Origin of the sequence: Mycobacterium sp. 360MFTsu5.1 (genome assembly GCF_000383495.1) — a bacterium.
GTDB lineage: Bacteria > Actinomycetota > Actinomycetes > Mycobacteriales > Mycobacteriaceae > Mycobacterium > Mycobacterium mucogenicum_B.
In genome coordinates this window covers 244,383-262,755 of sequence record NZ_KB911468.1, presented here as the reverse complement: position 1 = coordinate 262,755, position 18,373 = coordinate 244,383, and the positions used below count along the sequence as shown (strand labels likewise).

Here is an 18,373-nt window from a genome sequence, read left to right as displayed (position 1 = left end):
AACTTACCGCCCGTATAGACACACGGACCGTCATTGTCGAGTGTTTTCTGGAACGGGTCTTTTCCTACTCATTAGTAAGGTTCGGCACCGTCACAAGCATGGTCACGATTTGATAACAATACCGCTTTGATCAGCGATGTTGTTGCTACTCGACCGTAACCAGCCGCCAACAGGACGTTTGTCCTGTTGGGTACGGGCAGTCCCACGACGCGGTGTTACCCACGTAGGTGGTTACCGATCCGTAGAACTCGTTGGTAACCATTTCCGGCCGAAAAATGCCGCGAATCTTATGACACTCTTAGTGCAGTCGGCCCGGCTCTCAGGCACCCGAAAAATCGGGAGCCAGACGTAGCACGGGCCTCACGTGATCCGACGTCGCATCGCGTTGCCCCAGGGCCGACTACCAAGACCAAGCACCTGACCGGTTCGCGCGGCAAAGACGAGAGGGACGCATGACGATCAACGAGCACCGCAATGTGACCAGTGGCAACACCGAGGCGGTGGCGGCGAGCGCACATGCTCTCGTGGACCTGCTGAACGCCGGCGAGCCGTATGCCGTCGCGTTCGGTGGTCAGGGTGCCTCGTGGCTGGAGAACCTCGAAGAGCTCGTCAGCTCGGCCGGCATCGAATCCGAGCTCAGCGAGATCGTCGGCGAAGCGGCCCTGCTGCTCGAGCCCGTCGCGCGCGAGCTCGTCGTCGTACGGCCCATCGGCTTCGAGCCCATGCAGTGGGTGCGCGCCCTCGCCGCCGACGAGCCGCTGCCGTCGGCCAAGCAGCTGACCACCGCCGCCATCTCCGGCCCCGGCATCCTGCTGGCACAGATGGCCGCCATTCGCGCCGTGCAGCGTCAGGGCCTCGACCTGGCCGGCACCCCGCCCGTCGCCGTCGCCGGCCACTCGCAGGGCATCATCGCCGCCGAGGCGCTCAAGGCCAACGGCACCCGCGACGCCGAACTCCTCGCGCTCCTCCAGCTCATCGGTGCCGCCGGCTCGCTCGTGTCGCGCCGCCGCGGCATGGTCGGCCGCGGCGACAAGTCGCCGATGGTGTCGGTCACCAACGTCGACCCCGAGCGCATCGCCGAACTGCTCGAAGACTTCTCCAAGGACGTCCGCACCGTCCTGCCGCCGGTCCTGTCGATCCGCAACGGCCGCCGCAGCGTCGTCATCACCGGAACCCCGGAGCAGCTGGCCCGCTTCGAGCTGTACTGCAGCAAGATCACCGAGAAGGACGAGGCCGAGCGCAAGAACAAGCTGCGCGGCGGCGCCGTCTTCAGCCCGGTCTTCCAGGGCGTGCAGGTCGAGGTCGGCTTCCACACCCCGCGCCTGGCCGACGGCATCGAGGTCGTCGACCGCTGGGCCGCCAAATGCGGTATCGACACCGAGCTGGCCCACGCGATGACCGAAGCCATCTTCGTCAAGCCCATCGACTGGGTCGCCGAGGTCGAGCGCATGCACGATGCCGGTGCCCGCTGGATCATCGATCTCGGCCCGAGCGACACCGTCACCCGCCTGACCTCGCCGATCATCCGCGGCCTCGGCATCGGCATCGTGCCCGCCGCCACCCGCGCCGGCCAGCGTTCGCTGTTCACCGTCGGCGCCGCCCCGGTCGTGCAGCCCGCGTGGTCCAGCTTCGCGCCGACCGCGGTCGAGCTGCCCAACGGCGACGTCAAGCTGTCCACCAAGTTCACCCGCCTGACCGGTCGCTCGCCGATCCTGCTCGCCGGCATGACCCCGACGACCGTCGACGCCAAGATCGTCGCCGCGGCCGCCAACGCCGGCCACTGGGCCGAGCTGGCCGGCGGCGGTCAGGTCACCGAGGAGATCTTCGAGAACCGCGTCGCCGAGCTGACGCAGCTGCTCGAGCCGGGCCGCGCCATCCAGTTCAACTCGCTGTTCCTGGACCCTTACCTGTGGAAGCTGCAGCTGGGCGGCAAGCGCATCGTGCAGAAGGCGCGCCAGTCGGGCGCCCCGATCGACGGTGTCATCGTCACCGCCGGCATCCCCGAGCTCGACGAGGCCGTCGCGCTGATCGAGGAACTGCACGAGATCGGCATCACCAACGTGGTGTTCAAGCCGGGCACCGTGGACCAGATCAAGTCGGTCATCAAGATCGCCGAAGAGGTCCCGGACCGGGAGATCATCGTCCACGTCGAGGGCGGCCGCGCCGGTGGCCACCACTCGTGGGAGGACCTCGACGACCTGCTCGTCAGCACCTACTCGGACCTGCGCAAGCAGGCCAACCTGACCATCTGCGTCGGTGGTGGCATCGGCACGCCCGAGCGCGCCGCCGAGTACCTGTCCGGCCGCTGGGCCGAGACCTACGGCTTCCCGCTGATGCCGGTCGACGGCATCCTGGTCGGCACCGCCGCCATGGCCACCCTCGAGGCCACCACCTCGCCTCAGGTCAAGCAGCTGCTGGTCGACACCAAGGGCACCGATCACTGGGTCGGCGCCGGTAAGGCCCAGGGCGGCATGGCTTCCGGCCGCAGCCAGCTGGGCGCGGACATCCACGAGATCGACAACACCGCGTCGCGTTGCGGCCGCCTGCTCGACGAGGTCGCCGGTGACGCCGACGCCGTCGCCGAGCGCCGCGACGAGATCATCGCCGCGATGGCCAACACCGCCAAGCCGTACTTCGGTGACGTCGCGGACATGACCTACCAGCAGTGGCTGCAGCGCTACGTCGAGCTCGCGATCGGCGACGGCAGCAGCACCGCCGACACCAAGCGCGCCCACTCGCCGTGGCTCGACATCACCTGGCGCGACCGCTTCGAGGAGATGCTGCAGCGTGCCGAGGCCCGCCTGAACCCGGCCGACGCCGGCCGCATCGAGACGCTGTTCCCGGCGACCGCGGAAGGTGAAGCGCTGCTTGAGGATCCGCAGCGCGCCATCGCCGAGCTGCTCGCCCGGTACCCCGAGGCCGAGACCCTGCGCCTGCACCCGGCGGACGTCCCGTTCTTCATCACGCTGTGCAAGACGCTCGGCAAGCCCGTCAACTTCGTCCCGGTCATCGACAAGGACGTGCGCCGCTGGTGGCGCAGCGACTCGCTGTGGCAGGCGCACGACGCCCGCTACGACGCCGACCAGGTCTGCATCATCCCGGGCACCGCTGCCGTCGCCGGCATCACCCGCGTCGACGAGCCCGTCGGTGAACTGCTGGACCGCTTCGAGCAGGCCGCCATCGACGAGGTGCTGGCCGCCGGCGTGAAGCCGGTTCCGGTCGTCTCGCGCCGCCAGGCCCGTGCCGACATCACCGGCCCGCTGGCTGTCGTCCTCGACTCGCCCGACGTGCTGTGGGCCGGCCGCACCGCCATCAACCCGGTGCACCGCATCGGCGCCCCGAGCGAGTGGCAGGTCAACGAAAACCGTTCGGCCACACACCCGTCCACCGGTTCCCGGCTGGAACTCGACGGTGACGGCGTCGTCCTGAACGTGCCGCTGTCCGACATCTGGATCGCGATCCGCTTCACCCTGCCGACCGCCACCGTGAACGGCGGCATGCCGGTCGTCACCACCGAGGACGCCTCGGCCGCGATGCGCGCAGTGCTCGCCATCGCCGCGGGTGCCGACGGCGTCGACGCCCTGCCGGCCGTCACCGACAACGTCGCGACCGTCACCGCGCAGTGGGACCCCGAAGAGGTCGCCGACCACACCGGCGTCACCGCCACCTTCGGCGCCCCGCTGGCGCCGGGCCTGACGCTGGTGCCCGACGCGCTCGTCGGCCGCTGCTGGCCGGCCGTGTTCTCGGTCATCGGCGCTGCCGTCACCGACGACGGCATCCCGGTCGTCGAAGGTCTGCTGAGCCTGGTCCACCTGGACCACGCCGCGCACCTGCTGGCCCCGATGCCGGCCGAGAAGGCCGAATTGACCGTCACCGCAACGGCTTCCGCCGCGGTCGACACCGAGGTCGGCCGTGTGGTCCCGGTGTCGGTGAGCATCACCGACGCCGAAGGCACCGAGCTGGCGCGCCTTGAAGAGCGCTTCGCCATCCGCGGCCGCAGCGGTGCCGCCGAGCTGACCGACCCGGTCCGCGCCGGCGGTGCGATCACCGACAACGCCACCGAGACGCCGCGCCGTCGTCGCCGCGACGTCACCGTCACCGCGCCGGTCGACATGAGTGCCTTCGCCGTGGTGTCGGGTGACCACAACCCGATCCACACCGACCGCGCCGCCGCGCTGCTGGCCGGCCTGAAATCGCCCATCGTGCACGGCATGTGGCTGTCCGCCGCCGCCCAGCACGTGGTCACCGCCACCGACGGCCGCGCCACCCCGCCGGCCCGCCTGGTCGGCTGGACCTCGCGCTTCCTGGGCATGGTGCTGCCGGGCGACGAGATCGAGTTCCGCGTCGACCGCGTCGGCATCGACCGCGGCGCCGAGATCATCGAGGTCACCGCGAAGGTCGGCGGCGACCTGGTGATGGCCGCGACCGCTCAGCTGGCCGCGCCCAAGACCGTCTACGCCTTCCCGGGCCAGGGCATCCAGCACAAGGGCATGGGCATGGAGGTCCGTGCCCGCTCCAAGGCCGCCCGCAAGATCTGGGACTCCGCGGACAAGTTCACCCGCGAGACCCTGGGCTTCTCGGTGCTGCACGTGGTCCGGGACAACCCGACCAGCATCATCGCCAGCGGCGTGCACTACCACCACCCGGACGGCGTGCTGTTCCTGACGCAGTTCACCCAGGTGGCCATGGCCACCGTCGCGGCCGCCCAGGTGGCCGAGATGCGCGAGCAGGGTGCGTTCGTCGAGGGCGCCATCGCCTGCGGCCACTCCGTCGGTGAGTACACCGCGCTGGCCTGCGTGTCCGGCGTGTACGAGCTCGAGGCGCTGCTCGAGGTCGTGTTCCACCGCGGCAGCAAGATGCACGACATCGTCCCGCGTGACGCCAAGGGCCGGTCGGACTACCGCCTGGCCGCCATCCGGCCGTCGCAGATCGACCTGGACGACAACGACGTCACCGACTTCGTCGCCGGTATCGCCGAGGAGACCGGTGAGTTCCTGCAGATCGTGAACTTCAACCTGCGTGGTTCGCAGTACGCGATCGCCGGTACCGTCCGCGGCCTCGAGGCCCTGGAGGCCGAGATCGAGCGTCGTCGCGAAATCACCGGTGGCAAGCGCTCGTTCATCCTCGTCCCCGGTATCGACGTGCCGTTCCACTCCGAGGTGCTGCGGGTCGGCGTCGCCGACTTCCGCCGCGCGCTGGACCGCGTCATGCCGCACGGGCAGGACCCCGAGCTGCTGGTCGGCAAGTACATCCCGAACCTGGTGCCGCGACCCTTCACCCTGGACAAGGACTTCATCCAGGAGATCCGCGACCTGGTGCCGGCCGAGCCGCTCGACGAGATCCTCGCAGACTACGACACCTGGCGCCGGGACAACCCGTCCGAGCTGATGCGTAAGACCGTCATCGAGCTGCTGGCCTGGCAGTTCGCCAGCCCGGTCCGCTGGATCGAGACGCAGGACCTGCTGTTCATCGAGGAAGCTGCCGGCGGCCTCGGGGTCGAGCGGTTCGTCGAGGTCGGTGTGAAGACCATGCCGACGGTTGCCGGCCTGGCCACCAACACGCTGAAGCTGCCGGAGTACTCGCACAACACCACCGAGGTGCTCAACGTCGAGCGCGACGCCGCGGTGCTGTTCGCGACCGACACCGATCCGGAGCCCGAGGACGATGCCCCCGCCGCGCCCGCAGCCGAGGCCCCGGCGGAAGCCGTTGCCGCAGCACCGGTTCCGGCCGCCGCTCCCGCGGCGCCCGCCGGTGGCCCGCGTCCGGACGACATCACGTACGACGCCGCCGACGCCACCATGGCGCTCATCGCGCTGTCGGCGAAGATGCGCATCGACCAGATCGAGCCGCTGGACTCCATCGAGTCGATCACCGACGGTGCGTCGTCGCGACGCAACCAGCTGCTCGTCGACCTGGGTTCGGAGCTGAACCTCGGCGCCATCGACGGTGCCGCGGAAGCCGACCTGGCCGGTCTGAAGGGACAGGTCACCAAGCTGGCCCGTACCTACAAGCCGTTCGGTCCCGTCCTCTCCGACGCGATCAACGACCAGCTGCGCACGGTGCTCGGCCCCTCGGGCAAGCGTCCGGCGTACATCGCCGAGCGCGTCAGCAAGGCCTGGGAACTGGGCCCCGGCTGGGCCAAGCACGTCACCGCCGAGGTCGCGCTGGGCACCCGCGAGGGCAGCAGCGTCCGCGGCGGCGAGATGGGCGGCCTGCACTCCGGTGCACTGGCCGACGCGAACGCCGTCGACAAGGTCATCGACGCCGCGGTCACCGCGGTCGGTGCGCGTAAGGGCATCGCCGTGTCGCTGCCGTCTGCCGGCGGTGCCGGTGGCGGTGTGGTCGACTCGGCCGCGCTCAACGAGTTCGCCGAGAAGGTCACCGGGCCCAACGGTGTGCTGGCCGGTGCCGCCCGGCTGATCCTGGGCGAGCTGGGTCTGCAGACGCCGGTGTCCGCGCCGGACGCCACCGACTCCGAGCTGATCGACCTCGTGACCGCCGAATTGGGTTCGGACTGGCCGCGTTTGGTGGCTCCGTCGTTCGACGCCCGCAAGGCCGTGCTGTTCGACGACCGCTGGGCCAGCGCCCGTGAGGACCTGGCACGCATCTGGCTGCTCGACGAGGACGACGTCAACCGCGACTGGGCCAAGCTCTCCGAGAGCTTCGAAGGTGCCGGACACGTGGTGGCCACGCAGGCCAGCTGGTGGCAGGGCAAGGCGCTCGCCGCCGGCCGCACCCTCCACGCCGCGCTGTACGGCCGCGCGGCCGCCGGTGCGGAGAACCCGGAGAAGGGCCGCTACGCCAACGAGGTCGCGGTCGTCACCGGTGCCTCCAAGGGCTCGATCGCGTCGTCCGTGGTGGGCCAGCTGCTCGCCGGTGGCGCCTCGGTTATCGCGACCACGTCCAAGCTGGACGACAGCCGGTTGGCGTTCTACCGGACGCTGTACCGCGACAACGCCCGCTTCGGTGCCCAGCTGTGGGTCGTGCCCGCAAACATGGCCTCCTACAGCGACATTGACGCGCTGGTCGAGTGGGTCGGCAACGAGCAGGTCGAGAACCTGGGCCCCAAGGCCATCCACCTCAAGGACGCGCAGACCCCGACGCTGCTGTTCCCGTTCGCCGCACCGCGCGTCGCCGGGGACCTGTCGGAGGCCGGCGCCCGTGCCGAGATGGAGATGAAGGTCCTGCTGTGGGCCGTGCAGCGGCTCATCGGTGGGCTCTCGCACATCGGCTCCGAGCGTGACATCGCGTCGCGTCTGCACGTGGTGCTGCCCGGTTCCCCGAACCGCGGCATGTTCGGTGGCGACGGCGCCTACGGCGAGTCGAAGGCTGCGCTCGACGCGGTCGTCGCCCGCTGGAAGGCGGAAACCTCGTGGTCGCAACGAGTTTCGCTGGCGCACGCGCTGATCGGCTGGACCAAGGGCACCGGCCTGATGGGCCACAACGACGCCATCGTGGGTGCCGTCGAGGAAGCCGGTGTCATCACGTACACCACCGAAGAGATGGCCTCGATGCTGCTGAACCTGTGCAGCATCGACGCCAAGGTGTCAGCCGCCCGTGAGCCCATCCAGGTCGACCTCACCGGTGGCCTCGGCGACATCGAGCTCGACATGGCCGAGCTGGCCGCCAAGGCCCGCGAGGAGATGGTGGCCGAGGCCGCTGTCGACGAGGAAGACCTCGAAGGCACCATCTCGGCGCTGCCGTCACCGCCGCGGGGCTACCAGGCCGCGCCGGCTCCGGAGTGGGCCGACCTCGACATCGACCCGGCCGACATGGTCGTGCTGGTGTCCGGTGCCGAACTCGGCCCGTACGGCTCGTCGCGCACCCGCTTCGAGATGGAGGTCTCCGGCGAGCTGTCGGCCGCGGGCGTCCTGGAGCTGGCCTGGACCACCGGTCTGGTCAAGTGGGAAGACGACCCGAAGCCGGGCTGGTACGACACCAACACCGGTGAGCTGGTCGACGAGTCCGAACTGGTCGAGCGCTACCACGACGTCGTGCTGGAGCGCGTCGGCATCCGCGAGTGGGTGGACGACGGCGCTATCGACCCCGATCACGCTGCGCCGCTGCTGGTTTCGGTGTTCCTCGACAAGGACTTCTCCTTCGTCGTGTCCGCCGAGGCCGACGCCCGGGCGTTCCACCAGTTCGATCCGGAGCACACCGTCATCGCGCCGGTGCCGGACAGCAGCGACTGGCAGGTCACCCGCAAGGCCGGTACCGAGATCCGCGTGCCGCGCAAGGTCAAGCTGTCGCGGACCGTCGGCGCCCAGGTGCCGACCGGCTTCGACCCGCAGGTCTACGGCGTCACGCCGGACATGGCCAGCTCGATCGACCGCCTGGCGCTGTGGAACCTGGTCACCACCGTGGACGCGTTCCTGTCGGCCGGCTTCTCGCCGGAAGAGCTGATGCGCTGGGTGCACCCGAGCCTCGTGGCCTCCACGCAGGGCACCGGTATGGGCGGCATGACCTCGATGCAGACCATGTACCACGGCAACCTGCTGGGCCGGAACAAGCCGAACGACATCCTGCAGGAAGTCCTGCCGAACGTCTTCGCCGGTCACGTCGTGCAGTCGTACATCGGTAGCTACGGCGCGATGATCCACCCGGTCGGCGCGTGCGCCACCGCGGCCGTGTCGGTCGAAGAGGGTGTCGACAAGATCCGTTTGGGCAAGGCCGAATTCGTGGTCGCCGGTGGTTACGACGACCTGACACTGGAAGCCATCATCGGCTTCGGCGACATGTCGGCCACCGCCGAGACCGCGATGATGCGGGCCCGCGGCATCAGCGACTCGAAGTTCTCGCGTGCCAACGACCGTCGTCGTCTCGGCTTCGTCGAAGGCCAGGGCGGTGGCACCGTCCTGCTGGCGCGTGGTGACCTCGCGGTGAAGATGGGTCTGCCCATCCAGGCCGTCGTCGCCTACGTGTCGTCGTTCGGTGACGGTGTGCACACCTCGATCCCGGCCCCGGGCCTGGGCGCGCTGGGTGCCGGCCGTGGTGGACGTCAGTCGCAGCTGGTGCGCGACCTGGCCAAGCTGGGCGTCACCCCGGACGACATCGCGGTGATCTCCAAGCACGACACCTCGACGCTGGCCAACGATCCCAACGAGACCGAGCTGCACGAGCGCCTCGCCGCCTCGATGGGCCGGTCCCCGGGCAACCCGCTGTTCATCGTCAGCCAGAAGAGCCTGACCGGACACAGCAAGGGTGGCGCCGCGGCGTTCCAGATGCTGGGCCTGTGCCAGATTCTGCGCGACGGCGTCATCCCGCCGAACCGCAGCCTGGACTGCGTCGACGACGAGCTGTCCAACGCGCAGCACTTCGTGTGGGTCCGCGAGACGCTGAAGTTCGGCGACCGCCTGCCGATCAAGGCCGGTCTGGTGACCAGCCTCGGCTTCGGTCACGTGTCGGGCCTCATCGCTCTGGTGCACCCGCAGGCGCTGGTGGCGGCCCTCGATCCGGCCGAGCGTGAGGACTACCTGCGCCGTGCCGGTGAGCGGGTCCTGGCCGGTCAGCACCGGTTGGCGTCGGCGATCGCCGGTGGGCGCGCGCTGTACGAGAAGCCGGCCGACCGCCGCTTCAACCACGATGCGCCGGAGAAGCGTCAAGAAGCCGACATGCTGCTCGACGCCGACGCGCGTCTGGGCGAGGACGGGTGGTACGCCCGCTCGTGAGGCCTTCTGAGGTATCGGGATTGGGTCCGCTAGGTTGTTGCCCATGAGCATCCTGGGTGTGGGCATCGACCTGGTCTCGATTCCGGATTTCGCCGAGCAGGTCGACCAGCCGGGCACCGTCTTCGCGGAGACGTTCACCCCAGGTGAGCGCCGTGACGCCGCCGACAAGAGTTCGTCGGCGGCACGGCACCTGGCAGCCCGCTGGGCGGCCAAGGAGGCCGTGATCAAGGCGTGGTCGGGCTCGCGGTTCTCGAAGCGTCCGGTGCTGCCCGAGGGCATCCACCGCGACATCGAGGTCGTCACCGACATGTGGGGCCGGCCCAAGGTGCGGCTGTCCGGCGAGATCGCCGAGCACCTCAAGGGCGTGGCCATCCACGTGTCCCTGACCCACGAGGGCGACACCGCGGCCGCGGTCGCGGTGCTCGAGCAGGACTAGTTCTTCTCTGCGCGAGCAGACGTGAATACCCCCAAAATCAGCAGATTTTGGGGGTATTCACGTCTACTCGCCAGCGTGAGCGGCCCGGTCAGTCTTTGCGGCCCGTGACCGCGAGGCTGACACCGAGGCCGACCATGGCCAGTCCGCCGGCACCGCCGATGGCCGCGATGCGCCGCGGCGACTGCGCGAACCAGTCTCGGGCCAGCCCGGCCGCCAAAGCCCAAATGCTGTCAGAGGTCACCGCGATGGCGAGGAACACGACACCCAAAATGAGCATCTGAGTCGATACGTGCCCGACTGCGGGGTCGACCACCTGCGGTAGTGCCGCGACGAAAAACACGATCGTCTTGGGATTGGTCATTCCGACGACGAAGCCGTCGGCAAGCACCCGGAGCGGCCGGATCGAGGACGCGCCACCCGTGAGCGCCTCACCGAGGGCGTGCCGATGCCGGATGGCTTGGACGCCAAGATAAATCAGGTATGCGACACCGATCGATTTGATGATGCCGAAAGCCAGCGCCGAAGCGTAGATGAGTGCACCGGCGCCCAGGGCCACGGCGAGGATCTGTACATAGGCGCCCATCGCATTGCCTGCCACTGTCAGCAACGCCTGGCGCCGTCCGACCGTCAGCGCCCGGCCAACAGTGAACAAGACGCTCGGGCCGGGTACCACGATCACCAAGAACGAGATCAGCCCGAACGCCAACAGATGACCCATCGACGGCATGCGGTGACGATACGCCGGTTGGTGAGGGCGCGCACTACGCTCGATGTCATGGCTGATCTCGTCGCCCGCGTCCGTGAGGTGCTGCCGTCGGTGCGTGCCGACCTGGAGGACCTGGTCCGCATCCAGTCGGTGTGGGCCGACCCGGCCCGGCACGCCGAGGTACACCGCAGCGCCGCGCTGACCGCAAAGCTGTTGTCCGAGGCGGGGTTCGGTGAGGTGCACATCGTCCAGGAGGGTGGGGCGCCGGCCGTCATCGCCCGCCACCCGGCGCCGGAGGGCGCGCCGACCGTCCTGCTGTATGCGCACCACGACGTGCAGCCCGAGGGCGACGCCGCGCAGTGGGCGTCGGAACCGTTCGAACCGACCGAGCGCGACGGCCGCCTCTACGGCCGCGGCAGCGCCGACGACAAGGCCGGCATCGCCGTGCACCTGGCCGCCATGCGGGCCCACGGCGGCAACCCGCCCGTCGGCGTGACGGTTTTCGTTGAGGGCGAAGAGGAATCGGGCTCGCCGTCTCTGGGTGCCCTGCTCGCTGCGCATCGCGACCTGCTGGCGGCCGACGTCATCGTCATCGCCGATTCGGACAACTGGAGCACCGAGACGCCCGCGTTGACGGTGTCATTGCGCGGCCTTGCCGACTGCGTCGTCGAGGTGGCGACACTGGACCACGGCCTGCACTCCGGGCTGTGGGGCGGCGTGGTGCCCGACGCGCTGAGCGCTCTGGTGCGGCTGCTGGCCACGTTGCATGACGACGACGGCAACGTTGCGGTCGAAGGGTTGTACGAGGGCACCGCCGCCGACGTCGACCGGGGGCCCGACTGGGTCGCCACCGAGACCGGCATGCTCGACGGCGTGCAGCAGATCGGTTCCGGCTCTGTGGTGCAACGACTTTGGGCCAAGCCGGCCATCACGGTCATCGGCATCGACACCACGTCGATCGCCAAGGCGTCGAACACGCTGATTCCGCGGGCGCGGGCGAAGGTCAGCATGCGGGTGGCCCCGGGTGGGGATGCGCTGGCGCATCTGGCCGCGCTGACGCGGCATCTGGAGAGTCACGCGCCCTGGGGCGCCAAGGTCACCGTGACCCCGGGTGACGTCGGCCAGCCGTATGCCATCGACGCCAGTGGTGCGGTGTACGACGCGGCGCGCTCGGCGTTCACGCAGGCGTGGGGGGTGGCCCCGGTGGACATGGGGATGGGCGGATCGATCCCGTTCATCGCCGAATTCGCCGAGACCTTCCCCGACGCAACGATTTTGGTCACCGGCGTCGAGGACCCCGGCACCCAGGCGCACAGCATCAACGAGAGCCTGCACCTGGGCGTGCTGGAGAAGGCCGCGATCTCCGAAGCGCTGTTGTTGGACGCGCTCGGGCGCTAGGACGTCCGCGTATTCGACACGAGTCTCTGTGGCATGTTCGATCTGGACCTGTCATCACCGGCTGACAATGTCCGGTTTTGTGACAATGTCACGATTTGCGACGGGTCTGGATCGAACACGTTGGGGTGAGCGGCTGCGCGCGCTCGGTCAGAACGACTCGGGGTCTCTTTGTACCGACTCGGGCACCGGGTGCTGGTAGAGCCGAGAGGCGTTCTCCCAGGTGATCTTTCGGATCACGTCGGCGGGCAGGTTGCCGATCTCCTCGTGGATGGTTGCCTGTGTGTGCGGCCAGGTCGAGTCGCAGTGCGGGTAGTCGGCTTCGAGCATGATGTTGTCGACGCCGATGCGGTCGCGCTGCACGAACGACGACTGGTCCTCAACCGCGCAGAACCAGAAGTTGCGGGTGAAAACCTCGGCCGGAGTGAGCTTTTCGCCGAGCCGTTCCCAAGTGCCGTACATCGAGTGGTAGCTCAGCATGTGGTCGAGCCGGTCCAGCAGCCCGGCGACCCAGCCGATGCCGCCCTCGGACAGGCAGATCTTGAGTTCCGGAAACCGGCTGGGCAGGCCGGAATACAGCCAGTCGACGGCCGCCGAGATGGCGTAGGCGAAGAACAGCACGCCCTGCACGTCCGGCGGCGCGTCCGGGGTGGTGGAGGGGGAGGAGCCCGACGATCCGATGTGCAGGTTCACGACCGTGCCGGTCTCGGCGCAGGCCGCCATCATCGGATCCCAGTAGCCCGAGTGGATGGTCGGCAGGCCCAGCATCGCCGGGTTCTCACTGAAAGTCATGGCATGGAAGCCGCGTTCGGCGTTCTCGTAGATCATCTTGGCGCCCACTTCGGGGTCCAGCAGCCAGGGGAGCTGACAGGGGATGATCCGGTCCGGGTACGAACCGGCCCACACATCGAAGTGCCAGTCGTTCCAGGCCCGCACCGAGGCCATCGCCAGGTCGCGGTCGGTGGTGACCTGCTGCAGGCGCTGGCCCGCGAATCCTGGCAGGAACGACGGGAAGTTCAGGGACGCGTACACCCCGTTCAGGTCCATGTCCCGCACGCGTTCGTGGATATCCCAAGCGCCCCGGCGCATCTCGTCGAACCGGACCGGCTCGAAGCCGTACTCGGACACAGGACGGCCGACCACGGCGTTGAACCCGACGTTGGGTAGCTCCTGGCCGTCGTACACCCAGGTCTGGCCGCCGCCCGCGGTGTCGACGACCCGCGGCGCCCGGTCGGCGAACCTGCTCGGCAGCCGCCCGGTGAAGGTGTCGGGTGGCTCGACGATGTGGTCGTCGACCGAGATCACGGTGTAGCGGCGCGCGGCACGTGGCGGGTCTGGCAGCAGCGTGACGGTGCGGTCCGCGCCGGTCTTGGCGACGGTGAAATCGAGATTGGCGGCCAGATCGTCGATGGATTTCATGTCGTACCAACGCCTTTACTGGAGAACGGACGGATCGGATTTGATGGTCATGCGGGCAGCGCCGGCCCAGTACACGTCGGCCGCGCGCTCGATCAGGGAGGACTTCATGCCGACCATGTCGGACCACTTCATCTCGCTCGGCTTCAGGCCCGTCAGCAGGACGTCGTAGGCCAGCTTGCAGACCCGCTCGATCGAGGCGGCCCGGTACACCGCCTCGGCGAGGTTGCGGCCCGTGGCGATGACGCCGTGGTTGGCCAGGATGGTCGTGTTCGCCGCGCCGATCCGGGCCGCCAATTCGGCTGCGAGGGAAGGGCTGTCGACCTCGCCGTCGTATTCGTCGACGAGGCAGAGGTCGTCCAGGAACAGCGATCCGGTCTGATGCACCAACTCCGGCAGCCGGCCCAGCGCCGCCAGCACGCACACGTAGTAGGGGTGGTTGTGGATCACCACGCGCGCATCGGGGCGGGCGCGATGCAGCTCGGTGTGGATGTGGATGGCCGGCGTGACGTCCCAGCGGCCCCGCTGCACGCGGGCGTCCTCGTCGACGACGCAGATGTCGGAAGCGGCGACCTCCTGCCACCACAGGCCCCACGGGTTGACGTACATGTCGGTCCGGCCGTCGGGCTGCCAGGTGATGTGCCCGGCCAGATTCTCGGCGAAGTCGATGGTCGCGAGGTGCCGGAACGCGATGGCCATGGCCTGCTCGTCGGTGAGGTCGACACCGATCGGCGGCGTCACCGACGGCGCCCAGACTTCGAGCCCGCCGCGGCGGGGCTTTTCAGCTGCGGTCATGACCGTCTCCCATCCGGGCGCGGATATCCTCGCGCAGTTGGCCTTTCGCGACTTTGCCGCCCGAGGATCGGGGGAGCTCGTCGACCACGATCAGCCTCTCGGGTAGCAGTTCCTTCGAAACGTCCTGGGCGAGCAGGTGCGTGCACAGGTCGTCGAGTTCCAGCGTGGCCGCGCCGATCAGTTCGGCGTAGACACAGACCTTTTCGCTGAACACCGGATCAGGCATGGCCACCGCCGCCGCGAGGCCGACAGCCGGATGCGTCATGACGGCGTCCTCGACCTGCGCAGCGCTGATGTTCTTGCCGCCGCGCACGATGAAGTCGGACGTCCGGCCCGTCACTCGCAGGTAGCCGTCGGCGTCGATTTCGCAGATGTCGCCCATCCGCATCCAGCCGTCGGCGGTGAACAGTTTGTCGTGGTCGGTGCCACCCAGATAGCCGAGGCTGGTCGCCGGCCCGCGGCAGGCGGGCTGGCCCCGGCCGGTGTCGGTGACGTCGGTGTCTCCGTCGAAGAGGCGGACGGCCATGTCCGCGACGATCCGGCCGCCGGTACGCAGCCGGTGCTCGAGCGAGTCGTGCACCGTGGTGCCGCTGAGCAGGCCCGTCTCGTTGGAGCCGTAGAACTGCAGAATCGTTGCGCCGGTAAGCTTTTCGAACTCGTGCGCGGGACGGTAGGGCAGGGCCTCGCCACCGGTGAACACCACCCGCAGCGAGCTCAGGTCGTACTCACGGGCCACCGGTTCGGCCATGATCATGGTCAATTGGGTACTGACACAACACAACACGGTGACCCTGTGCTGTTCGATGGCCGCGCACGCCGCGGCGACGGTGAACCGGTCCAGCAGGACGTTGTTGGTGCCCAACAGGATCGGGGTGATGTGCGTGGTCCACAACCCGAAGCCGAACGGGGTCGGGATGACCGGAAGGAACACATCGTCGGATGTCAGCAGGCCGTTGGCGACCGCTTGCTGATGGAAGTAATACCAACGGTTCTGGGTGTGCACGACGCATTTCGGTAGCCCGGTGGTGCCCGACGTCGAGTTGATGAGGAAGACGTCGTCGGCGCCCAGCTGGGCCTCGGGGCTCACGTCGGTCGAGTCGGTACCCACGGACAGTTCGTCCAGGGTCAGCAGCGGGCAGTCGATGGCGCCGGCCACGGTGTGGGCCTGAGCCTGCCGCGGGGGATCGGTGACCAGCAGTCGGGGTTCGGCGTTCTGCAGAATGGCCGTCACCTCGCGGATTCCGGCGCGTGCTCCGACACCGACGACCGCCGCGCCGCATCGCTCGATGGCGACGAACAGCACGTGGATCGCGGTGGTGTCGCCATGCCACACCGCGATCCGGTCCCCGGGGCGTACGCCGGCGCCGGCCAACTGACCGGCCAAAGCAGTTGCCGCGGAATCGAATTCACGCCAGGTCAGCGACCGGTTCGGGTAGTCCACATATGCGACCCGGTCCGGGGTGCGCGCGGCGTTTGCGCGCACGGCATCCGAGATCGTGGACTCGGTCCACCAGCCATTGGCGTGGAAGCGTGCGACGTCCTCGGCGGTGAATGCCGGCGAACCCGTGACCGCCATGTCCATCGTGGTCGCCTCCGCAGGCCGCATCTTCAAATCATATGAAAATAAGCGCGCACTTTGTCAAGGATTCACGAAGATCGCGTGCGGGTGCGCACCATCGCCGGGTCGACCACACCGGCCGAACCCGGGTAGTGCTGGGCATCGAGCAGATGCGTCGCGGCCAATTCCCGCGAGCGTTCGGCGTCGCCGGCTTCGATGGCGTCGATCAGCGTGCGGTGATCCTCCAGTGCGGCCCGGCGCTCGTCGACCGGAATGCCGGCGTGGTCGGTGAACTGCCGTGACCAGTTCAGCTCGTGCGACGACCACAGCTTCTCCAGGGCCCCGGCGAGGATGATCATGGTCTCGTTGCCGCAGTGCTGCACCAATGCCTCGTGGAAGCGCCGGCTCGCGGATGTCACCGCCACCAGATCCTCGACCGACCCGACCGACTCGGCGTGGATGTGCCGAAGGACCGGCACCACCGCGGTCTTGCGGTCCGCGCGCTGCGCACACAACGCCGCACAGGCCGGCTCCACCTGCTGCAGCGCGGCGCCGACGTCGCCGAGGCTCACCTGGTTCGCGCCGAGAACCAGACCCATGGTGTAGGCCACGTTGCTCGCGCTGGGCCGGTGCACCACCGAGCCGCCGAGCTTGCCGCGGCGCACGCTGAGCAGCCCTTCCGCGTCCAGGATTCGGATCGCCTCGCGCAGTGACGGCTTGCTGATCGGAAACTCGGTCAGCAGTTCATCCTCGGTCGGCAGCACGCTGCCGTCGGGGAGGTCACCGCTGAGGATGCGCCGGCGCAACTCGTCGGCCACCTGCTCGGCGAGGCGGCGGAAACGGACGTCGGGCGCGGCCACGGGTCGAGTGTGCCAGAGCGGGGCGCCGGGGTGGTCGAAGCCGGCGCCCGGTCTATCCGGTGTGGCCGGGGTACGAAACGTCGTACCCCCGGCGCCGGGGTTCTACTCGTCGTCGTCCTCATCGTCTTCGTCGTCGTCTTCGTCGAATTCCAGATCGAGCGGATCCTCACTGTGGGGGTCCACGGAGTACTGCTGCCAGTAGGACGGGCTGAAATAGATGGTGTCCGAGTGGTCGGCGTCTTCGCCGATCTGGACCCAGAGAACCTGGTCCTTCTCGCCATAGCTCAGCGCCTGGGGGTAGCGAATGCTGCTGTCGACAGTCCGGATGTGGATGTTGTGCGTCACGCCAAAAGTCTTGCACCTGAACGCATCTGCGGCTGTTCGCGCAACGCCGGTGGAGACAACGATTGGCCGAACGGCCACGCAGCTGTCACACGTGGTTGGGCGGGCCGCCACCCGGTTCCCGGCGCGACCTGCTCAGCCGGGAACCGGGTGGCGCAGATGGTCAGACCGACAGGTCCCGCCGCAGCTTGGCCACGTGGCCCGTGGCCTTGACGTTGTACTGCGCGACCTCGATGTTGCCCTTCTCGTCCACGAGGAACGTCGAGCGGATGACGCCCTGCACGGTCTTGCCGTACATCGTCTTCTCGCCGAAGGCGCCGTAGGCGGTGAGCACCTTGCGGTCGGGGTCCGACAGCAGTGGGAACGTCAGGCCCTCGTTGTCGCGGAACTTGGCGAGCTTCTCGGGCTTGTCGGGGGAGATGCCGACGACGTCGAGCCCCGCCTCGTTGAGTTCGGCCAGGCTGTCGCGGAAATCGCAGGCCTGCTTGGTGCAGCCCGGTGTCGAAGCTGCGGGGTAGAAGTAGACGATGACCTTGCGGCCCTTGTAGTCCGACAGCTTCACGGTGTTGCCGTCGGCGTCGGGCAGGCTGAATGCGGGGGCTTTGTCGCCCACTTCGAGTCGCGGGGTCGGTGCCACCGGGAGGTCCCTTCTGTCGGCCAGGCGTTGCTGTTGCGGCAAGCTGCTCTAGGGTAGAGCGCCTAGGAGCAACGCGAGCTGGAGGGCTGAAGTGGCTGACCGGAATCCTGACGAGATCAAGCAGGAAATCGATCGTGCACGCGATCAGTTGGCGTTGACGGTGGACGCCCTCGCCGAGCGGGCAAACCCCCAGCGATTGGCCGACGACGCCAAGGCCAAGGCCATCGCGATCGCGTCCAAGCCCGCGGTCATCGCAACGTTCGCCGGACTCGGCGTTGTGGTGCTGGTGGTGGTTATCCGCAAGATCCGCGGATAACCCGGCTTTTCTAGTTCCCGCGGCGCGGTGTCAGCCAGCCTGGCAGCCAGCTGCGCGGGGGATTCGCGACCCGGCCCAGCCGGGTGCAGTTGTGGACGATGACCAGGGCGTCGTCGGCTGCTGCCGCAACGTCGGCACTCGGCGCCGCGTAGGTTGCACCGGCGATGGGTGTCATCAGCTAACTCCCTTCAGTCGTCGTCACCTATATTTCTACACCATCATACGCCGTTTCAGCTAACTCTGT

At 68.5% G+C, this 18,373-nt stretch carries 12 protein-coding genes; 4 read left to right on the top strand and 8 right to left on the bottom strand.

Going from position 1 to position 18,373, the window contains the following annotated elements; all coding sequences use genetic code 11:
• The first annotated feature begins 452 nt into the window (after positions 1–452).
• Complete coding sequence (locus H289_RS0118380) at positions 453–9,668, top strand: type I polyketide synthase (RefSeq protein WP_020102279.1); 9,216 nt, start codon at positions 453–455, stop codon at positions 9,666–9,668.
• 43 nt (positions 9,669–9,711) lie between these two features.
• Positions 9,712–10,104 carry a holo-ACP synthase AcpS gene (gene acpS / locus H289_RS0118375; RefSeq protein ID WP_020102278.1) on the top strand — a complete coding sequence of 131 codons (393 nt, stop codon included), beginning with the start codon at positions 9,712–9,714 and terminating at the stop codon, positions 10,102–10,104.
• Positions 10,105–10,192: 88 nt separating this feature from the next.
• Here the strand turns inward: acpS and H289_RS0118370 are convergent, their stop codons facing one another.
• Positions 10,193–10,831, bottom strand: a complete 639-nt coding sequence (locus H289_RS0118370) for a LysE family translocator (protein ID WP_020102277.1) — start codon at positions 10,829–10,831, stop codon at positions 10,193–10,195.
• Positions 10,832–10,879: 48 nt separating this feature from the next.
• Here H289_RS0118370 and H289_RS0118365 point away from each other — a divergent pair, with 48 nt between their 5' ends.
• On the top strand, positions 10,880–12,208 hold the full coding sequence (locus H289_RS0118365) for a dipeptidase (protein ID WP_020102276.1): 1,329 nt from the start codon (positions 10,880–10,882) through the stop codon (positions 12,206–12,208).
• A gap of 147 nt (positions 12,209–12,355) precedes the next feature.
• On the opposite strand, the gene H289_RS0118360 is transcribed toward H289_RS0118365, so the two are convergent.
• The 6 genes from H289_RS0118360 to bcp all read right to left on the bottom strand — a co-directional run bounded on the left by H289_RS0118360 (position 12,356) and on the right by bcp (position 17,813).
• The gene (locus tag H289_RS0118360; protein WP_020102275.1) at positions 12,356–13,624 is read right to left on the bottom strand and encodes an amidohydrolase family protein; all 1,269 of its coding nucleotides are present in this window, start codon (positions 13,622–13,624) and stop codon (positions 12,356–12,358) included.
• Positions 13,625–13,639: 15 nt separating this feature from the next.
• The gene (locus H289_RS0118355) at positions 13,640–14,416 is read right to left on the bottom strand and encodes a class II aldolase/adducin family protein (protein WP_020102274.1); all 777 of its coding nucleotides are present in this window, start codon (positions 14,414–14,416) and stop codon (positions 13,640–13,642) included.
• Positions 14,403–16,022: an AMP-binding protein gene (locus H289_RS0118350; protein WP_020102273.1), complete on the bottom strand. Its 1,620-nt coding sequence runs from the start codon at positions 16,020–16,022 to the stop codon at positions 14,403–14,405. Before H289_RS0118350 ends, H289_RS0118355 begins: the two co-directional genes overlap by 14 nt.
• Positions 16,023–16,063: 41 nt before the next feature.
• Complete coding sequence (locus H289_RS0118345; protein WP_020102272.1) at positions 16,064–16,834, bottom strand: FadR/GntR family transcriptional regulator; 771 nt, start codon at positions 16,832–16,834, stop codon at positions 16,064–16,066.
• Positions 16,835–16,936: 102 nt separating this feature from the next.
• Positions 16,937–17,179: a hypothetical protein gene (locus H289_RS0118340; protein ID WP_020102271.1), complete on the bottom strand. Its 243-nt coding sequence runs from the start codon at positions 17,177–17,179 to the stop codon at positions 16,937–16,939.
• Positions 17,180–17,339: 160 nt separating this feature from the next.
• Positions 17,340–17,813 carry a thioredoxin-dependent thiol peroxidase gene (gene bcp, locus H289_RS0118335; protein ID WP_029105408.1) on the bottom strand — a complete coding sequence of 158 codons (474 nt, stop codon included), beginning with the start codon at positions 17,811–17,813 and terminating at the stop codon, positions 17,340–17,342.
• A 91-nt stretch (positions 17,814–17,904) separates the two neighbouring features.
• On the opposite strand from bcp, the gene H289_RS0118330 reads away from it, so the two are divergent.
• Positions 17,905–18,129 carry a DUF3618 domain-containing protein gene (locus tag H289_RS0118330; RefSeq protein ID WP_020102269.1) on the top strand — a complete coding sequence of 75 codons (225 nt, stop codon included), beginning with the start codon at positions 17,905–17,907 and terminating at the stop codon, positions 18,127–18,129.
• 10 nt (positions 18,130–18,139) lie between these two features.
• Here the strand turns inward: H289_RS0118330 and H289_RS33440 are convergent, their stop codons facing one another.
• Entirely contained in the window at positions 18,140–18,304 is a 165-nt protein-coding gene (locus H289_RS33440) for a hypothetical protein (protein ID WP_020102268.1), read from the bottom strand.
• Positions 18,305–18,373: the final 69 nt, after the last annotated feature.